This is a genomic window from Streptomyces sp. NPDC101151 (genome assembly GCF_044768335.1).
GTDB lineage: Bacteria > Actinomycetota > Actinomycetes > Streptomycetales > Streptomycetaceae > Streptomyces.
In genome coordinates, this window is record NZ_JBIWPP010000004.1 from 61940 (window position 1) to 79907 (window position 17968).

Annotated in this window: 18 protein-coding genes; 14 read left to right on the forward strand and 4 right to left on the reverse strand. The window is 70.8% G+C overall.

Annotated features, from left to right (window positions below; translation table 11 throughout):
* The first annotated feature begins 307 nt into the window (after positions 1–307).
* Positions 308–1054: a hypothetical protein gene (locus ACIRU3_RS08685; RefSeq protein WP_404053376.1), complete on the forward strand. Its 747-nt coding sequence runs from the start codon at positions 308–310 to the stop codon at positions 1052–1054.
* Here the strand turns inward: ACIRU3_RS08685 and ACIRU3_RS08690 are convergent.
* Together ACIRU3_RS08690 and ACIRU3_RS08695 are read right to left on the reverse strand one after the other, a co-directional pair.
* Entirely contained in the window at positions 978–2297 is a 1320-nt protein-coding gene (locus ACIRU3_RS08690; RefSeq protein WP_404053379.1) for a D-arabinono-1,4-lactone oxidase, read from the reverse strand. The two genes, ACIRU3_RS08685 and ACIRU3_RS08690, sit on opposite strands and share 77 nt — an antisense overlap.
* Complete coding sequence (locus ACIRU3_RS08695) at positions 2257–3495, reverse strand: MFS transporter (protein WP_404053382.1); 1239 nt, start codon at positions 3493–3495, stop codon at positions 2257–2259. Before ACIRU3_RS08695 ends, ACIRU3_RS08690 begins: the two co-directional genes overlap by 41 nt.
* A gap of 173 nt (positions 3496–3668) precedes the next feature.
* On the opposite strand from ACIRU3_RS08695, the gene ACIRU3_RS08700 reads away from it, so the two are divergent.
* Both ACIRU3_RS08700 and ACIRU3_RS08705 read left to right on the forward strand, forming a co-directional pair.
* Entirely contained in the window at positions 3669–4796 is a 1128-nt protein-coding gene (locus ACIRU3_RS08700) for a ferrochelatase (protein ID WP_404053385.1), read from the forward strand.
* Between the two features lie 8 nt (positions 4797–4804).
* Entirely contained in the window at positions 4805–5620 is an 816-nt protein-coding gene (locus ACIRU3_RS08705) for an inositol monophosphatase family protein (RefSeq protein WP_404053388.1), read from the forward strand.
* Between the two features lie 124 nt (positions 5621–5744).
* Here ACIRU3_RS08705 and ACIRU3_RS08710 read toward each other — a convergent pair whose 3' ends face one another.
* Entirely contained in the window at positions 5745–5918 is a 174-nt protein-coding gene (locus ACIRU3_RS08710) for a hypothetical protein (protein WP_023546087.1), read from the reverse strand.
* 412 nt (positions 5919–6330) lie between these two features.
* Between ACIRU3_RS08710 and ACIRU3_RS08715 the strand changes: the two genes are divergently transcribed.
* The 4 genes from ACIRU3_RS08715 (at position 6331) to ACIRU3_RS08730 (ending at position 9937) form a co-directional block, all read left to right on the forward strand.
* On the forward strand, positions 6331–6984 hold the full coding sequence (locus ACIRU3_RS08715) for a response regulator transcription factor (RefSeq protein ID WP_003993508.1): 654 nt from the start codon (positions 6331–6333) through the stop codon (positions 6982–6984).
* 6 nt (positions 6985–6990) lie between these two features.
* Entirely contained in the window at positions 6991–8313 is a 1323-nt protein-coding gene (locus ACIRU3_RS08720) for a sensor histidine kinase (protein ID WP_404053391.1), read from the forward strand.
* 393 nt (positions 8314–8706) lie between these two features.
* Positions 8707–9003, forward strand: coding sequence for a DUF4193 domain-containing protein (locus tag ACIRU3_RS08725; RefSeq protein ID WP_005481602.1), 297 nt, complete (start codon positions 8707–8709; stop codon positions 9001–9003).
* A gap of 13 nt (positions 9004–9016) precedes the next feature.
* A complete protein-coding gene (locus ACIRU3_RS08730; protein WP_404053393.1) occupies positions 9017–9937 on the forward strand; it encodes a hypothetical protein in 921 nt (306 codons plus the stop codon).
* A gap of 5 nt (positions 9938–9942) precedes the next feature.
* Here the strand turns inward: ACIRU3_RS08730 and ACIRU3_RS08735 are convergent, their stop codons facing one another.
* Positions 9943–10407 carry a DUF3093 domain-containing protein gene (locus tag ACIRU3_RS08735; RefSeq protein ID WP_404053396.1) on the reverse strand — a complete coding sequence of 155 codons (465 nt, stop codon included), beginning with the start codon at positions 10405–10407 and terminating at the stop codon, positions 9943–9945.
* Positions 10408–10520: 113 nt separating this feature from the next.
* On the opposite strand from ACIRU3_RS08735, the gene ACIRU3_RS08740 reads away from it, so the two are divergent.
* The 7 genes from ACIRU3_RS08740 (at position 10521) to ACIRU3_RS08770 (ending at position 17910) form a co-directional block, all read left to right on the forward strand.
* Positions 10521–11105: a PaaI family thioesterase gene (locus ACIRU3_RS08740; RefSeq protein ID WP_404053399.1), complete on the forward strand. Its 585-nt coding sequence runs from the start codon at positions 10521–10523 to the stop codon at positions 11103–11105.
* A 23-nt stretch (positions 11106–11128) separates the two neighbouring features.
* Positions 11129–11680 carry a dUTP diphosphatase gene (dut, locus tag ACIRU3_RS08745; protein ID WP_404054410.1) on the forward strand — a complete coding sequence of 184 codons (552 nt, stop codon included), beginning with the start codon at positions 11129–11131 and terminating at the stop codon, positions 11678–11680.
* Between the two features lies 1 nt (position 11681).
* Positions 11682–12443 carry a DUF3710 domain-containing protein gene (locus tag ACIRU3_RS08750; RefSeq protein ID WP_404053402.1) on the forward strand — a complete coding sequence of 254 codons (762 nt, stop codon included), beginning with the start codon at positions 11682–11684 and terminating at the stop codon, positions 12441–12443.
* Positions 12444–12607: 164 nt separating this feature from the next.
* A complete protein-coding gene (locus tag ACIRU3_RS08755; RefSeq protein ID WP_404053405.1) occupies positions 12608–13777 on the forward strand; it encodes an alginate lyase family protein in 1170 nt (389 codons plus the stop codon).
* A gap of 75 nt (positions 13778–13852) precedes the next feature.
* Positions 13853–14545, forward strand: coding sequence for an ABC transporter ATP-binding protein (locus tag ACIRU3_RS08760; RefSeq protein ID WP_404053408.1), 693 nt, complete (start codon positions 13853–13855; stop codon positions 14543–14545).
* 126 nt (positions 14546–14671) lie between these two features.
* Positions 14672–17227: an ATP-binding protein gene (locus ACIRU3_RS08765; protein ID WP_404053410.1), complete on the forward strand. Its 2556-nt coding sequence runs from the start codon at positions 14672–14674 to the stop codon at positions 17225–17227.
* Positions 17224–17910 carry a response regulator gene (locus ACIRU3_RS08770; protein ID WP_404053413.1) on the forward strand — a complete coding sequence of 229 codons (687 nt, stop codon included), beginning with the start codon at positions 17224–17226 and terminating at the stop codon, positions 17908–17910. The genes ACIRU3_RS08765 and ACIRU3_RS08770 overlap by 4 nt, the downstream gene beginning before the upstream one ends.
* Positions 17911–17968: the final 58 nt, after the last annotated feature.

Consider the following 17968-nt stretch of genomic DNA (forward strand, 5'->3'; position numbering starts at 1 on the left):
ACTCTGTCACCCTGTGCAACTAGCCCCCTCCCGGCGGTCCTGCGAGGCCGCGGACACCCTGGTGGGGGACCGGACCCAGGGCTCGCAACAGTACTCCATTTGGACCACGTGCGTGGATTGGCGCGCCGCCCAACTTCTGGCAAGGGGTCCGACTTGGCCGTGCGCAACAGGGTTCTGGCGATCATGAACGTGGCGAACTTCACGTAATCCCCAGAAACGGAACTAATGGTTTCGTCCGTACGTCCTTTTCTCGTGCAGTTGGTCGATCAAGTCGTTCAAGTACGGGAAAGGCAGGCAAGTTCCGGGTATGCGTGAAACGCCCGACGCGGGTCGGAAGCGGATCGACCTGAGCGTCCCCCAGGTCGCGGGCAGCGCCCTGGCGGCGGTCGTGGCGGCCAAACTGGCTTCGTACTTCGGGGTGTACGGCACGATCCTCGGCGCCGGGGTCGTCAGCGTCGTCGCCACCTGCGGCGGCACCCTCTTCCAGCACTTCTTCCGGCGGACCGGGGAGCAGATCCGGGAGGTCACGGTCACCCCCGCGCCGGGCGAAGGGGCTCCGGGCGGCCAAGTGCCACCGGATCCCGGCGAGTTCACCGAGGGAACCGTCTACCGCGCACGCGTGAAGAGCTGGAAGCGACCGGTCCTCGCGGCCGCCATCGTCTTCGGTGTCACCATGGCCGGCATCACGACGTACGAGCTGGCCACCGGCAACACCTTCAGCGGCGGTACGGGCACGACGGTCAGCGACGCCGTCGGCGGCCGGGGCCCGTCCTCCCCGAAGTCCGGTGAGAACATGGCCCCTTCGTCTGCCTCGCCGGATTCGGACGTACCGTCGAAGGGTGCGGACGGTGGCGGTACGACCCGGCGCGCCACACCCGCACCCACGCCGAGCGACTCGGTGAGCGGCTCGGCGAGCGGGGAGCCGAGCGGTGCCCCGGCCACGCCGACTCCCACACCCGGCGAGTCCACGGCGCCGCCTACGCCCCCAGAACCCTCCGCAAGTAGTCGTTCTGGAACAGCCGTTCCGGGTCGAGACGGTCCCGCAGCGCCGTGAACTCGCCGAAACGCGGATACACCTCGGCGAGGTACTCGGCGTCCCGCGTGTGCACCTTGCCCCAGTGCGGCCGGCCCTCGTGCGCCGTGAAGATGCGCTCGGCGGCGGTGAAGTAGGTCTGGTACGGCGTGCCCCGGAACATGTGGACGGCGATGTACGCGCTGTCCCGGCCGCCGGCGGTGGACAGGACGATGTCGTCGGCAGGGGCGGTGCGCACCTCGACCGGGAAGCTGATGCGCAGACCGGAGCGGTCGACCATGGCCTTCAGTTCGCGCAGCGTCTCGGCCAGGGCCGCGCGCGGGACGGCGTACTCCATCTCCACGAAGCGCACCCGGCGCGGCGAGGTGAAGACCTTGTAAGGGATGTCCGTGTAGGTCCGCGCCGACAGGGCCTTGCTGGAGACCCGGGCGATCGCCGGAACGGCCGCGGGCGCGGCCCGCCCGGCCCACTGGGCCACCTGGAAGACCCCGTTGGAGAGGAACTCGTCCTCGAACCACCCCGCCAGCTGCCCCACCGGCTGCTCGGGGCCCGCGCTGCGGTTGTTGCGCTTGGTGTTGGTGCTGCGGGTGTGCGGAAACCAGTAGAACTCGAAGTGCTCGTTCTCGGCCCACAGTTGGTCGAACTCGGCCAGCACCCGGTCGAGGGACATCGGCTCCTCGCGCGCGGAGAGCAGGAAGAGCGGCTCCACGGCGAAGGTGATCGCGGTGACGATGCCGAGCGCGCCGAGGCCGATCCGGGCGGCCGCGAACACCTCCGGGTTCTCCTTCTCGGAGCAGCGGAGCACCGAGCCGTCCGCCGTCACGAGTTCGAGTGCCTTGATCTGGGCGGCGATGGAGCCGGACTCCCGGCCGGTGCCGTGCGTGCCCGTGCTGGTGGCTCCGGAGACGGTCTGCTCCATGATGTCGCCCATGTTGGTGAGCGACAGTCCCTCGCGCGCCAGGGCCGCATTGAGCCTCTTGAGCGGTGTGCCCGCCTCGACCGTGACGGTCATGTCGTCCCGGTCGATGGTGCGGATACCGGTCAGCAGGTGAGGGCGGATCAGCACACCGTCGGTGGCGGCTATGGACGTGAACGAGTGCCCGGTGCCGACCGGCTTCACCTTCAGGCCGTCCTCGGCGGCCCCGCGCACCACCGCGACCAGTTCCTCGACCGAGGCCGGCGCCGCCTGCCGGGCGGGGCGGGCGGACACATTGCCGCCCCAGTTACGCCAGGTGCCGTTCTTCGCGCTCGCTGTGGTGCTCAACGGTGCCTCCCCGACCCGCGGCCGGCCTGCTGAGCCGGCGGTACCCGAGAAACCCGACCGCGACCGCGACGGTCCCGGACACGACCGGAACCCCGTACCCGGCATGCGCTCCGGCTGCGTCGATCACCCAGCCGGCCGCGGACGAGCCGAGCGCGACGCCGACCGCGAGGCCGGTGCTCACCCAGGTCATTCCCTCGGTGAGCTGCGCGCGAGGTACGTGCTCTTCGATGAGGGACATCGTCGTGATCATCGTCGGTGCGATGGACAGGCCCGCAACGAACAGCGCCACGGCCAGAAGCGGCAAGTTTCCGACCAGTAGGAGGGGGATCATACTCACGGCCATCGCGCATATGCCCAGCAGCCACCGGCGTTCCGGCCCTCCCGAGAAGCGCAGCAGCCCGAAGACCGCTCCGGCCACGCAGGAACCCGCCGCGTACAGCGCCAGCACCACGCTCGCGGCGCCCTTGTGACCGCGCTCGTCGGCGAAGGCCACGGTGACCACGTCGACCGCCCCGAAGATCGCGCCCGTGGCCACGAAGGTCGCCACCAGCACCTGGAGCCCGGCCGAGCGCAGCGCACTGCCGCTGCCGTGCCGCTCCTGCGGGTGCGGCTCCGGTTCGGTGGCGCGCTGGGCCGTCAGCCAGAAGACGCCGGCGGCCAGGAAGCAGGCGGCCAGCAGCGGGCCGGCCTCCGGGAACCAGGCCGTGGACAGGCCGATGGAGATGATCGGCCCGAAGATGAAGCACACCTCGTCCACCACCGACTCGAACGAGTAGGCGGTGTGCAGCTTCGGCGTGCCCCGGTACAGGGCCGCCCAGCGGGCCCGGATCATCGCGCCCAGGCTCGGCACCGAGCCGATGCCGGCCGAGCACACGAACAGCACCCAGTCCGGCCACCCGAGATGCGCGGCGAGCAGCAGCCCGGCGGCTGCCGTGAGTGCCACCAGGGTCGCGGGGCGCAGCACCCGGCGCTGGCCGTGCCGGTCCACCAGCCGGGAGATCCGCGGCCCGATCGCGGCGGCGGACATCGCCATGGTGGCCGACAGCGCGCCTGCGAGGCCGTAGCGCCCGGTGATCTGGGAGATCATCGTGACCACGCCGATGCCCATCATCGACAGCGGCATCCGGCCGAGGAATCCCGCGGCGGAGAAGCCCTTGGTGCCGGGCTCGGCGAACAGGGCGCGATAGGGGCTGGGCACGTGGTCTCCGGAGACGGGTCGGTAAGGCGCGAATGCGGCGGATACAGATTACGAGTTAGGTGACCCTAATTGCACCTGGAATCACAGCCGGAAATACCGGACTAAACCGTCTGGAACTCGACTCTTCACCGCACGGTTGCCCGGCCGTCAGCACCGGGTGGCAGGATCGAGACATGCCAGACGCGCTCGATGCCACCCCCTACGACGCCCTGCTCCTGCTCTCGTTCGGCGGCCCCGAAGGCCCCGACGACGTGGTCCCGTTCCTGGAGAACGTCACGCGCGGGCGTGGCATCCCCAAGGAACGTCTCAAGGAAGTCGGGCAGCACTACTTCCTGTTCGGCGGGGTCAGTCCGATCAACGACCAGAACCGTGCCCTGATGGACGCCCTGCGCAAGGACTTCGCGGAGCACGGCCTGGACCTGCCGGTCTACTGGGGCAACCGCAACTGGGCGCCGTACCTGACGGACACCCTGCGCGAGATGGTCGCCGACGGCCGCCGCCGCGTCCTGGTGCTCGCCACCAGCGCCTACGCCTCGTACTCCGGCTGCCGCCAGTACCGCGAGAACCTGGCCGACGCGCTGGCCGCCCTGGAGGCGGAGGGCCTCGAGCTGCCGAAGATCGACAAGCTGCGGCACTACTTCAACCACCCCGGTTTCGTCGAGCCCATGATCGACGGGGTGCTGCGCTCCCTCGCCGACCTCCCCGAGGACGTCCGCGGCAGCGCCCACATCGCCTTCACCACCCACTCCATCCCGACCGCCGCCGCCGACACCTCCGGCCCGGTCGAGGTCCACGGCGAGGGCGGAGCGTACGTCGAGCAGCACCTGGACGTGGCCCAGCTGATCGCCGACGCCGTCCGCGAGCGCACCGGCGTCGACCACCCCTGGCGGCTCGTCTACCAGTCCCGCTCCGGCGCCCCCCACATCCCCTGGCTCGAGCCGGACATCTGCGACCACCTGGAGGAGCGGCACGCCGCCGGTGCCCCGGCCGTCGTCATGGCGCCCATCGGCTTCGTCTCGGACCACATGGAGGTCCTCTACGACCTCGACACCGAGGCCACGGCCAAGGCCGCGGAGCTGGGCCTGCCGGTGCGCCGCTCGGCCACCGTGGGCGCCGACCCGCGGTTCGCCGCGGCGATCCGCGAGCTGATCCTGGAGCGGGCCGGCAGCGAGCGCGGCCAGGAGGTCGCTCCGTGCGCCCTGGGCGCACTCGGCGCGAGCCACAACCTCTGCCCGGTCGGCTGCTGCCCCGCCCGCGCCCCCCGTCCGGCCGCCGCCGGCGCAGACACCCCCTACGCGTGAGGAGCCCCGTGACCGACGCCCTGCACAGGGAACTGCTCGACCTGGCCCAGGAGGCCGCCGGCCGCGCCGGCGAGCTGCTGCGCGACGGCCGTCCGGCCGACCTGGCGGTGGCCAGGACCAAGTCGAGCCCGATCGACGTCGTCACCGAGATGGACATCGCGGCGGAGAAGCTGATCACCGATCTGATCTCCGGCCGGCGCCCGGGCGACGGCTTCCTCGGCGAGGAGGGCGCCGACACCGAGGGCACGAGCGGCATCCGCTGGGTGATCGACCCGCTCGACGGCACCGTCAACTACCTGTACGGGCTGCCCACCTGGGCCGTGTCCATCGCGGCGGAGCGGGAGGGCGAGACCGTTGTCGGGATCGTCGCGGCCCCGATGCGCGGCGAGACGTACCACGCGGTACGCGGCGGTGGTGCCTGGGCCACGGGCGCGTGGGAGGGCGAGCGCGCGCTGTCCTGCCGGCCGGCGCCCCCGCTGGAGCAGGCGCTGGTCTCCACCGGCTTCAACTACGTCGCCGAGGTCCGCGCCCACCAGGCCGAGGTGGCCGGCCGGCTCATCCCGCTGCTGCGGGACATCCGGCGCAGCGGATCCGCCGCGGTCGACCTGTGCGACGTGGCCTGCGGCCGGCTGGACGGGTACTACGAGCGCGGGCTCAACGCATGGGACGTGGCCGCCGGGGACCTGATCGCCCGTGAGGCGGGCGCGCTGACCGGCGGACGGCCCGCAGAGCGCCCCTCGCGTGATCTGACGGTCGCGGGCACGCCGGGAGTCTTCGAGCCGCTCCAGCGGCTGCTCGAGGACTTCGGGGCCTGGCACGACTAGGGCCTGTACCGCACGGCCAGGCCCTGTACCGACGGACAGGCCCTGGGCCGCCCACCGGGCAGGAAACGGTCGGAACCCCCGGCGCTGGATTCGCCGGGGGTTCCGCTGTCGCGCTTCGGGCCGATCAGACGCGTGACGCGCCGACCTCCACACCGTGTTCGGCGGCGAGGCGGCGCAGGTCGTCGAGCTCTGCCTGCTCCACCTCGACGAGGAAGTCGTCGCCCTCGTCGCGGGCCCGCGAAAGGTCGGACTCGGTCGCCCTTATGCGCTGCAGAAGTCCTGCGGTGAATGCGTCCATGCTGCGCCCCCTCGTCCTGGGTCGTGGGTCGGTGGCACGGGGGTGTGCCGTTGGGAAGGAACGATCACGTCTCTCGCGGGTGCCCAGCGCTGCCCTGCCGGGCGGCGACGGTGCCGGACGCCCACGCCCGCTCTGCGGAAGCGGATCGCGAAGTACCGCATGGTGTTGCGGCACGTGCAGAGCGTGATCGCGGGGTGTAAAGCCGTCCTCCCCCCGCTCCCTTCCACGGAAACCTAACCACTCGAGAAAATCTCGCATTCCCGCTCCAGGAACGGGATCCCTGCGGTCGGGACCCCGCCTTACAGCCGACTTATGGCCGAAAAGGGCAGGATGGAGGTCACATCCCACGGACACCCCTGCCCGCGCGCGCTCACGGCGCGCTACGCGGGTGGACACAGGAAGGACAAGCGACGTGCGCGTACTCGTCGTCGAGGACGAGCAACTGCTCGCCGATGCGGTGGCCACCGGACTGCGCCGGGAGGCCATGGCCGTCGACGTCGTGTACGACGGTGCGGCCGCCCTGGAGCGCATCGGCGTCAACGACTACGACGTGGTCGTGCTCGACCGCGACCTCCCGCTCGTGCACGGCGACGACGTCTGCCGCAAGATCGTGGAGCTCGGCATGCCCACGCGCGTGCTGATGCTCACCGCCTCCGGTGACGTCAGTGACCGTGTGGAGGGCCTGGAGATCGGCGCCGACGACTACCTTCCCAAGCCGTTCGCGTTCAGTGAACTGATCGCGCGGGTGCGCGCCCTCGGACGCCGTACGAGCGTGCCCCTGCCGCCGGTTCTGGAGCGCGCCGGCATCAAGCTCGACCCCAACCGCCGCGAGGTCTTCCGCGACGGCAAGGAGGTCCAGCTCGCGCCCAAGGAGTTCGCGGTCCTGGAGGTGCTGATGCGCAGCGAGGGCGCCGTCGTCTCGGCCGAGCAGCTGCTGGAGAAGGCCTGGGACGAGAACACCGACCCGTTCACCAACGTGGTCCGCGTGACGGTCATGACGCTGCGCCGCAAGCTCGGCGAGCCGCCCGTGATCGTCACCGTGCCCGGCTCCGGCTACCGGATCTGATCCGCCGTGGCCGCGACACCCGCGCCGCCCCAGGCGCCTCCGAAACCCACCTGGGACCCCCGACGGCCGCAGCCCCCCTTCCCGTGGCTGCGCCCGACCATCCGGATACGCCTCACCCTGCTCTACGGCGGCATGTTCCTGATCGCAGGCATCCTGCTGCTGTCGATCATCTATCTGCTGGCCGCGCAGGCGATCAGCACCGGCAACCAGCCGCTGTTCAAGATCGTCAGCTTTTCGCAGGGCTCCCAGCTGAAGATCTCCAGCGACAACTGCCCCGCGATCAACATGGCCAGCAGCACGACCCGACTGTCGCTGCAGGACTTCAACGACGCGATCAGCCGATGTGTCGACGGACAGCGCCAGTCGGCCCTGGACGATCTGCTCAGCCGCTCGCTGCTGGCCCTGCTGGGACTCGCCGTGATCGCCTTCGCGTTCGGTTACGCGATGGCGGGCCGGGTACTGTCCCCGCTCGGACGGATCACCCGCACCGCCCGTCAGGTGGCCGGTTCCGACCTGTCCCGCCGGATCGAGCTGGACGGTCCGGACGACGAGCTGAAGGAGCTGGCGGACACCTTCGACGACATGCTGGAGCGCCTCCAGCGGGCCTTCACCGCCCAGCAGCGCTTCGTCGGCAACGCCTCCCACGAACTGCGCACACCGCTCGCGATCAACCGCACGCTCCTGGAAGTGCACCTGTCCGATCCGAACGCACCGATGGAGCTGCAGCAGCTGGGCAAGACACTGCTGGCGACCAACGAGCGCAGCGAGCAGCTGGTCGAGGGCCTGCTGCTGCTCGCGCGCAGCGACAACCAGATCGTCGAGCGCAAACCGGTCGACCTGGCCGAGGTGGCCGGCCAGGCCATCGACCAGGTGCACGGCGAGGCGGAGGCCAAGGGCGTCAAGATCCGCGGTGAGCGCAAGCCCGCCGTGGTGCAGGGCAACGGTGTGCTGCTGGAGCGGATCGCGCTCAACCTCCTGCAGAACGCGGTGCGCTACAACGTGCCCAGTGAGGACGTGCAGCGCGAAGCGCTTCCCCAGAAGGGCGGTGGCGGACGACGGGAGGGCGGCTGGGTCGAGGTGACCACGGAGGCCGGTCACGGGCAGGCGGTGCTGACCGTGTCGAACACCGGGCCGGTCGTGCCGGCGTACGAGATCGACAACCTCTTCGAGCCCTTCAGACGGCTCCGTACGGAGCGCACGGGGAGCGACAAGGGTGTGGGCCTCGGCCTGTCCATCGTCCGGTCCGTGGCCCGCGCACACGGCGGCCACATCGTGGCGCGGCCCCGGGAGGGGGGCGGCCTGGAGATGCGAGTCACGCTGCCGATGTGACACAGATCCGACACACGCGGAAGATGTTCGCTTCGCGCGGAATTTTCTGGGGGTCCATCCCGGTTGACCCTGTGTGATCGATCACATGGGCGGATTTCCAGCCATCTACGCTCCGTGATCATTACAGGACCCGTAAAGCCGGGAAAATCCTGGTTTTCAGGGCTCTTGATCACGGGAAGTACACGATGAGGCGCCTTTGAGGTGCGACATTCGAACCGTGTACGGTCCTCACCGCCATCCAAGCCGATCACTCTTGAGGGATCGGATTGGGTGTCGATTGAGTAACAGACCTTGATGTGAGGCAAAATCTCCGCCTCAGGTCGGGCACAAGTCCGGCCTCTCACGCGTTACGTGCGCTGGAGACACCGCAGACACCCAGAGGGGGAGAGCGACATGGCAACCGATTACGACACTCCACGCAAGACCGATGACGACGTCGACTCGGACAGTCTTGAAGAGCTGAAGGCTCGCCGGAACGACAAGTCCACCTCCGCGGTGGACGTCGACGAGTTCGAGGCGGCTGAAGGCCTCGAACTGCCGGGCGCCGACCTCTCGAACGAGGAGCTGGCCGTCCGAGTGCTGCCCAAGCAGCAGGACGAGTTCACCTGCATGAGCTGCTTCCTGGTGCACCACCGCAGCCAGCTGGCCCGCGAGAAGAACGGCCAGCCGATCTGCCGCGACTGCGACTGAGGACGGGTCGGCCGTGACTGGCTCGACCCCTCCGCGGAAGCGCCGCTTCCCCCTGCCGGGAGCGGACAAGGGGCCGTACAACGGCCCGCACGGCGCGCGTGACGACGAGCGGGGCTCGCCCGGTGCGGGAGCCTCGCTCGCACCGGCGTCCGAGCCGGGCGGCGAGCCGTCCACGGCTCGGTGGCCTGTGCCCGTCGCCCGGCGACGGGCCGCGGTGATCCGGGACAAGGCCCGGCAGTTGGCCCGGGAAGGCGCCCACAAGGGCGGCAGCCGCGCTCGTGCGGGGCTGGCGTACCTCGTGGACCGGATCATCGAGATCGCCCCGCGTATCCCCGTACGCGACCTCGCGACGCTGCGCAGGCAGTTTCCGGGCCTCGGGCCGGAGCAGCTCGCCGACAAGCTCGTGGCGGGCGCGGCGGGCGCGACCTCGACGGTCGGGGCCGGGATCGGTGCTGCCGCGATGCTGCCGGTGCCGCCGGCCATGCCGACCGAGCTGGCCGCGGAGATCACCGGGGTCGCGGCGATCGAGCTGAAGATGATCGCCGAGCTGCACGAGGTGTACGGCGTGCGGCCGCCGGGGACCCTGATGGCCCGCAGTACCGCGTATCTGTCCTCCTGGTCGGGGGAGCGCGGTATCGAAGTCACGAAGCCGTCGACGATCAACACGGCCCTCGGGGGCCAGATGAAACGCGAGCTGCGTCAGCAGATCATGAAGCGGATGGTCCGCGACCTGCCCAACCTCATGCCGTTCATGGTGGGCGCGGCGGTCGGGGCGGTCATGAACCGCCGCGACACCAAGAAGCTCGCGGGGCGCATTCGCGCGGACCTCCGGAAGATCCAGGTGCCGTGGGACGAGCTGCCGGAACTGCCGCCGCTGGAGAAACCCGCGGATCCGCTCAGGATGGGCGAGCTTCCCCGGGAACTCGGGGGCTGACGGCCCTACGCGGCCGTCTCGCGAGCCGCCTCGATCGCCGCCGCCAGCTTCTCCGGCTCCCGCGTCGACAGGTACAGGTACGGCGTCGGGTCCTCGGGGTCGGTGACCTCCACCCGCAGAGCCATGGGGATGTAGGAGCGCAGCAGCAGGAAGGCGCGGGTGTCGGCCTTGTACGTGCGCCAGGCGCGGGCCTCCTCCGGGTCCAGGACCTCCGACCCACCGAGCGCCGACACCGGGATCTGCGCCTCGCCCGCGATCAGGGAGCCGCCCACGACGCGGATGCGCGGGGAGCCGTAGGCGCTGGCCACCACCGCGGCCGCGGCCGTGCCGCCGACCAGGCCGCCGAGCATCGGCAGGATGCCGAAGGGGAGCAGGATCAGGGCGAACGAGACACCCACGAGGAAGCTGATCAGCCACCACGAGCGGGGGGCGGTGAGGCGTTCTTCGTAGGGGGTGGCGGAGAGCTGCATGGGGCCAAGCTTGGCACGCTATCGGGTTACGGCCGGAGTCGGGGCGGCCGGGCGCCGGGCGCTGACGGGTACGGCGATGGTGGGTGACGGGCGGGCGGGTAAGGTCTGCGGCTGTGAGTGGTAGTTCCGCAGCTCTTCAGCCTCCCGCCGACGCGGTGAAACCGGTACGGCACCCCGATGCTCCCGCACCCGGGGAGCTTCTCGGCGCCCACTACGAACACTGTTTCGGTTGTGGTCCCGGGCAGCCGCACGGGCTGCACCTGGAGGCGCGCGCCGGCGAGGGTGTCTCGCTGACCGCCGAGTTCACCGTCCAGCCCGCCCACCAGGGCGCCCCAGGCCTCGCCCACGGCGGAGTCCTGGCCACCGCCCTCGACGAGACCCTCGGCTCGCTGAACTGGTTGCTGCGGACCATCGCCGTCACCGGCCGGCTGGAGACCGACTTCGTGCGGCCGGTGCCGCTGGGCACCACGCTGCACCTGGCGGCGGAGGTCACCGCCGTGGCCGGGCGGAAGATCTACTCCCGCGCCGTCGGGCGGATCGACGGCCCCGAAGGGCCCGTCGCCGTCCGTGCGGACGCCCTCTTCATCGAGGTGAAGGTCGACCACTTCATCGACCACGGCCGTGAGGCGGAGATCCAGGCCGCCATGAGCGACCCGGACCAGATCCGGCGTGCCCGCGCCTTCGAGGTGAACCCGTGAGCGCCGACAGCCCCAGCGGTGCCGTGCGCCGGGATCCCCTGAACGTGCAGATCCGCCGTGTCGATCCGGACGTACCGCTTCCGGCGTACGAACACCCGGGGGACGCCGGAGCGGATCTGCGCACCACCGAGGCCTGCGAGCTGAAGCCGGGCGAACGGGCCGTGCTGCCCACGGGAGTGTCGATAGCCCTCCCGGAGGGGTACGCGGCCTTCGTGCATGCTCGTTCCGGCCTCGCCGCCCGCTGCGGTGTGGCCCTCGTGAATGCCCCGGGGACGGTTGATGCCGGGTACCGTGGGGAGATCAAGGTGATCGTGGTGAATCTCGACCCGCGCGAGTCCGTGCGGTTCGAGCGCTTCGACCGGATTGCCCAACTGGTCGTCCAGCAGGTCGAGAGGGTCCGCTTCCAGGAGGTGGCGGAACTTCCCGGCTCGGCGCGGGCCGAGGGGGGCTTCGGGTCCACCGGCGGTCATGCCGCGGTGGGCGGCGAAAGCGGCACAAGCGGTCCGGCCGCCATGGGCGGTCAGACGGGTGGGAATCGATACGCTTCGGTCGTATCCGACCGGGAAGGACAGTGACGTGTTCGGACGTCGCAACAAGAAGGATGCCGCCGAGGACGCGGCCGGCGAGGCCGAGCAGGTCGTCGACAGCGTCGACGGCGAGGCGGACGAGGAAGAGGCCGGGCGTGAGCGCGTCCGGCTCGAGCCCGAGCCCCGGCCCGACGGGCCGTGGGACAGCACCGAGGTGCACGACCCGAGCGAGGGGCGTGTCGACCTCGGCGGTCTTTTCGTGCCGGGCGTCGACGGTATGGAGCTGCGGGTCGAGGTCGCCGGAGACGCGATCGTCGCGGCGACCGTCGTGCTGCGCGACAGCGCCGTCCAGCTGCAGGCCTTCGCCGCGCCCAAGCGTGAGGGCATCTGGGGCGAGGTCCGCGAGGAGATCGCGGGCGGCATCACCCAGCAGGGCGGCATCGTCGACGAGGTCGAGGGTCCGCTGGGCTGGGAGCTGCGTGCCCAGGTACCGGTGCAGCTGCCCGACGGAACCGGTGGCTTCCAGGTCGTGCGGTTCGTCGGTGTGGACGGCCCGCGCTGGTTCCTGCGGGGTGTGATCTCCGGCCAGGGCGCCGTGCAGCCGCAGGCCGCGGGTCTGCTGGAGCAGATCTTCCGGGACACGGTCGTGGTCCGCGGTGAGGGCCCGATGGCGCCCCGCGACCCGATCGTCCTGAAGCTGCCGAACGACGCCCAGATGGTTCCTGAGGGCGTCCAGCAGGAGGAGGGCTCGCGCTTCTCCGGCGGCATGGGCCAGTTGCAGCGCGGACCGGAGATCACCGAGGTCCGCTAGACACACCGCTCGGCCGAGCGGTTCGAGGGCCGTACCCCATGTCCGGGGTGCGGCCCTTTCGCATGCGCGACCCCTTGACGGGCTATTGGTCTGTACCTATGGTCTCCGGCCAACGCCTGTGTTCATGAAGGCGCTCCAAGTTCACATACGCGAACGGAGTCGCTATGCGTCGTGCCCCACTGCTCGTTGTCGTGGCCTCCCTGCTGCCGGGCGCCTTCACCGCCCCCACGGCCCACTCCGCTCCCACCGCCTTCGTCCACCCCGGAGTCACCGTCTCCCAGGGCCAGTTGGATTTCGCCCGCGGCAAGGTGCTGGCCGGCGCCCAGCCCTGGAAGGGCGCCTACGACCGGATGATGGCGAGCCCCTACGCCGACCTGAACCGCACACCCAAGCCGCGGGCGACCGTGGAATGCGGCTCCTACTCCGATCCCAACCACGGCTGCACCGACGAGCGTGAGGACGCGATCGCCGCCTACACCGACGCCCTCGCCTGGTACGTCACCCGCGACGCGCGCTATGCGCAGAAGGCCATCCAGATCATGGACGCCTGGTCGGCCACCATCACCAGCCACACCAACAGCAACGCGCCCCTGCAGACGGGCTGGGCGGGCTCGTCCTGGCCCAAGGCCGCCGAGATCATCAAGTACACCTACACCGGCAGCTGGCCGAACGCCGGCCGCTTCGCCACCATGCTGCGCACCGTCTATCTGCCGGTCGTCATCAAGGGCTCCAACTCCAACGGCAACTGGGAGCTGTCGATGACGGAGGCCGCCGTCGGCATCTCCGTCTTCCTGGAGGACAAGGCGTCGTACGACACCGCCATGGCCAGATTCCGGACGCGTACGGCCGCCTACGTCTACCTCGCCTCCGACGGCGACCTGCCGAAGACCGTGCCCAGCCAGAACCTGAACACCCGCGACAAGATCGTCTCCTACTGGCAGGGCCAGTCCACCTTCGTCACCGGACTCACCCAGGAGACCTGCCGGGACTTCGTGCACACCGGGTACGGCATCTCCGCGATCTCGCACGTGGCCGAGACCAGCCGCATCCAGGGGCAGGACCTGTACGGCACCGATGTGGGCGAGCGGCTGCGGCAGGCGCTCGGCTTCCAGTCCAAGTACCAGCTCGGCGCGGCCGTCCCCGGCTGGCTGTGCGGCGGCTCCCTCAAGCCCGGGCTCGGCCCGGTCACCGAGGTCGGCTACAACGCCCTGCACAACCGCCTCGGCATCGCCATGACCAACACCCAGACACTGACCATGAACAACCGTCCGGCCGGCAGCAACAACCTCTTCGTCGCCTGGGAGACCCTCACCCACGGCGACAACCCGAACTGAACCGTTGAACGGCCGGGCGTCCCACAGCGATACTGGCGCCCGGTCCACGGGGGACGCAGGGACGGGGGAGGCGGAATGAGTCAGGTGCTCACCGAGACAATGGTGCGCGTCGAGGACGTCCACAAGTCGTACGGGCGCGGCGCCGCCGCCGTCCATGCCCTGCGCGGGGTCTCCTTCGAGGTGCCGCGCGGCGAGCTGGTGGCCCTCAAGGGGCGCTCGGGCTCCGGCAAGACCACCCTGCTGAACATCGTCGGTGGACTCGACGTCCCCGACCGCGGGCGGGTCGAGGTCGGCGGGCAGGACCTGGCCGGGCTCGGTGAGAACGGGCTGCTGGAGCTGCGCCGGGACCGGATCGGGTTCGTCTTCCAGTCCTTCGGGCTCATCCCGATCCTCACCGCCGCCGAGAACGTCGGCGTACCGCTGCGGCTGCGCCGGGCCGAACCCCACGAGCGCGAGGAGCGGGTCGAGCTGCTGCTGTCCCTCGTCGGGCTCGCCGACCACGCGGCGCAGCGGCCGGGTGAACTGTCCGGCGGCCAGCAGCAGCGGGTCGCCATCGCCCGTGCCCTTGCCAACCGGCCCGCCCTGCTCATCGCCGACGAGCCCACCGGCCAGCTGGACGCGGAGACCGGCCACGCGGTCATGGAGCTGCTGCGGGCCGTCGTCCGCAGCGAGCGGGCCACCGCACTCGTCGCCACGCACGACGCGACTCTGCTCGACCTGGCCGACCGGGTGCTGGAGCTGCGGGACGGGGAGATCGTCGAGAACTGAGCGCCTCGGCCCCCATCAGGGTTGTGTCAAAGGCCCCTGCTGACCGGGCCCTCGTCCCATTTGTCCGCATCGTTGGCCGTAAGGTCGACGCTGCGTACGCAGCAGGTACTGGAAGACAATGGGGACATGGCACGCGGCAAGCTTCGAATCTACCTCGGCGCGGCACCGGGTGTGGGCAAGACCTACGCCATGCTGTCCGAGGCGCACCGCCGTATCGAGCGGGGCACCGACTGTGTCGTGGGCTTCGTGGAGCACCACGAGCGGCCGCGCACCGAGGTGATGCTGCACGGCCTGGAGCAGGTGCCGCGCAAACGGCTGGACTACCGGGGCGCCACCTTCGGTGAGATGGACATCGACGCGGTGCTGCGCCGCGCCCCCGCCGTCGCCCTCGTGGACGAACTGGCCCACACCAACATTCCGGGCTCCCGCAACGCCAAGCGCTGGCAGGACGTCGAGGAGCTGCTCGCGGCCGGCATCGACGTCGTCTCGACCGTCAACATCCAGCACCTGGAGTCCCTCGGCGACGTCGTGGAGTCGATCACCGGGGTACGGCAGCGGGAGACCGTGCCCGACGAGGTCGTGCGCCGGGCCGACCAGATCGAGCTGGTCGACATGTCACCGCAGGCCCTGCGCCGCCGTATGGCGCACGGCAACATCTACCAGCCGGACAAGGTCGACGCGGCCCTGTCCAACTACTTCCGGCCCGGCAACCTCACCGCCCTGCGCGAGCTGGCGCTGCTGTGGGTGGCCGACCGGGTCGACGAGTACCTGAACGAGTACCGCAGCGAGCACCGGGTCTCCAAGATCTGGGGCTCGCGCGAGCGGATCGTGGTCGGCCTGACCGGCGGCCCCGAGGGCCGCACCCTGATCCGACGCGCCGCCCGGCTCGCGGAGAAGGGCGCCGGCGGCGAGGTGCTCGCGGTCTACATAGCCCGCGCCGACGGCCTGACCGCGGCCTCCCCGAAGGAGCTGGCCGTCCAGCGCACCCTGGTGGAGGACCTGGGCGGCACCTTCCACCATGTGGTCGGCGACGACATACCGGCCGCGCTGCTGGCCTTCGCGCGCGGTGTGAACGCCACCCAGATCGTCCTCGGCTCCTCGCGCCGCAAGGCCTGGCAGTACGTCTTCGGCCCCGGCGTCGGTGCCACGGTGGCTCGGGAGTCCGGCCCCGACCTCGACGTCCACATCGTCACCCACGACGAGGTCGCCAAGGGCCGCGGCCTGCCCGTCGCCCGCGGCGCACGGCTCGGCCGGGCCCGGATCATCGGGGGCTGGGTGGTGGGTCTGGCCGGCCCGGCGATCCTCGCCGTGCTGCTGAACACCGTCGACCTCGGCCTCGCCAACGACATGCTGCTGTTCCTGGCCGTCACGGTCGCCGCCGCCCTGCTCGGCGGCCTGCTGCCGGCCCTGGCCTCGGCGGCCTTCGGCTCCCTGCTGCTGAACTACTACTACACCCCGCCCCTGCACCGGCTGACCATCGCCGACCCGAAGAACATCGTGGCCATCGCCATCTTCGTCGGGGTGGCCGTGGCCGTGGCCTCGGTGGTCGACCTCGCGGCCCGGCGCACCCATCAGGCAGCCCGGCTGCGCGCGGAGTCGGAGATCCTCTCCTTCCTCGCCGGCAACGTGCTGCGCGGCGAGACCGGTCTGGAGGAGCTGCTGGAGCGGGTGCGGGAGACCTTCGCCATGGAGTCGGCGGCCCTGCTGGAACGGGCCGGCGACGTCGAGCCGTGGACCTGTGCGGGCCGGGCCGGATTCGGGCCCCCGCTGGAGCGGCCCGAGGACGCCGACGTCGATGTGCCGGTCGGCGACCACCTGGCGCTCGCGCTGACCGGCCGGGTGCTGCCCGCCGAGGACCGCCGGGTGCTCGCCGCCTTCGCCGCGCAGGCGGCCGTCGCCCTGGACCGCCGGCGCCTCCAGGAGGAGGCCGACCAGGCTCGGGCGCTCGCCGAGGGCAACCGCATCCGCACCGCCCTGCTGGCCGCCGTCAGCCACGATCTGCGCACCCCGCTCGCCGGCATCAAGGCGTCGGTCACCTCGCTGCGCTCCGCCGACGTGGCCTGGTCCGAGGAGGACCAGGCGGAGCTTCTCAAGGGCATCGAGGAGGGCGCCGACCGGCTCGACCACCTCGTGGGCAACCTGCTCGACATGTCCCGCCTGCAGACCGGCACGGTCACCCCGCTCATCCGGGAGATCGACGTGGACGAGGTGGTCCCGATGGCCCTGGGCGGCGTACCCGAGGACAGCGTCGACCTGGACATCCCCGAGTCGCTGCCCATGGTCGCCGTCGACCCCGGGCTGCTGGAGCGATCGGTGGCCAACCTGGTGGAGAACGCCGTCAAGTACAGCCCGCCCCGATGTCGCGTCCTGGTCTCCGCCAGCGCGATGGGGGAGCGGGTCGAGGTCCGTGTGGTGGACCGCGGACCAGGAGTGCCGGACGAGGCGAAGGACCGTATCTTCGAGCCCTTCCAGCGCTACGGCGACGCCCCGCGCGGGGCCGGGGTCGGCCTCGGCCTCGCGGTCGCCCGCGGCTTCACCGAGGCCATGGGCGGCACCCTGAACGCCGAGGACACGCCGGGCGGCGGGCTCACCATGGTGCTGAGCCTGCACGCGGCAGGATCGCGTCCCGAGTCCCTTCCCGTGGGGGAGGACATCGCAGAACCAGAAAGGCAGGCCCTATGACCCGGGTGCTCGTGGTCGACGACGAGCCGCAGATCGTGCGCGCCCTCGTGATCAACCTGAAGGCTCGCAAGTACGAGGTCGACGCGGCCCCCGACGGCAGGACCGCCCTCGAACTCGCCGCCTCCCGCCACCCCGACGCGGTCGTCCTCGACCTGGGCCTGCCGGACATGGACGGCGTCGAGGTGATCAAGGGGCTGCGCGGCTGGACCCGGGTGCCGATCCTGGTCCTGTCCGCCCGCCACTCCTCGGACGAGAAGGTCGAGGCACTGGACGCGGGCGCCGACGACTACGTCACCAAGCCCTTCGGCATGGACGAGCTGCTGGCCCGGCTGCGGGCCGCCGTACGCCGTGCCGAGCCGGTCGGAGCCGGCGAGGACGACGTGACGACCGTCGAGACCGAGGGTTTCACCGTCGACCTGGCCGCGAAGAAGGTCAACCGCTCCGGCAAGGACGTCCGGCTCACCCCGACCGAGTGGCACCTGCTGGAGGTGCTGGTCCGCAACACGGGCCGCCTGGTCAGCCAGAAGCAGCTCCTGCAGGAGGTGTGGGGGCCGTCGTACGGGACGGAGACCAACTACCTGCGCGTCTACATGGCCCAGCTGCGGCGGAAGCTGGAGGCGGACCCGTCGCACCCTAAGCACTTCATCACCGAGCCCGGGATGGGCTACCGGTTCGAGAGGTGAGCTGCGGGGGGCCGGGGGTCCGGGTGTTGCCCCCGGGAGATGCGGGATCACCGAGCCC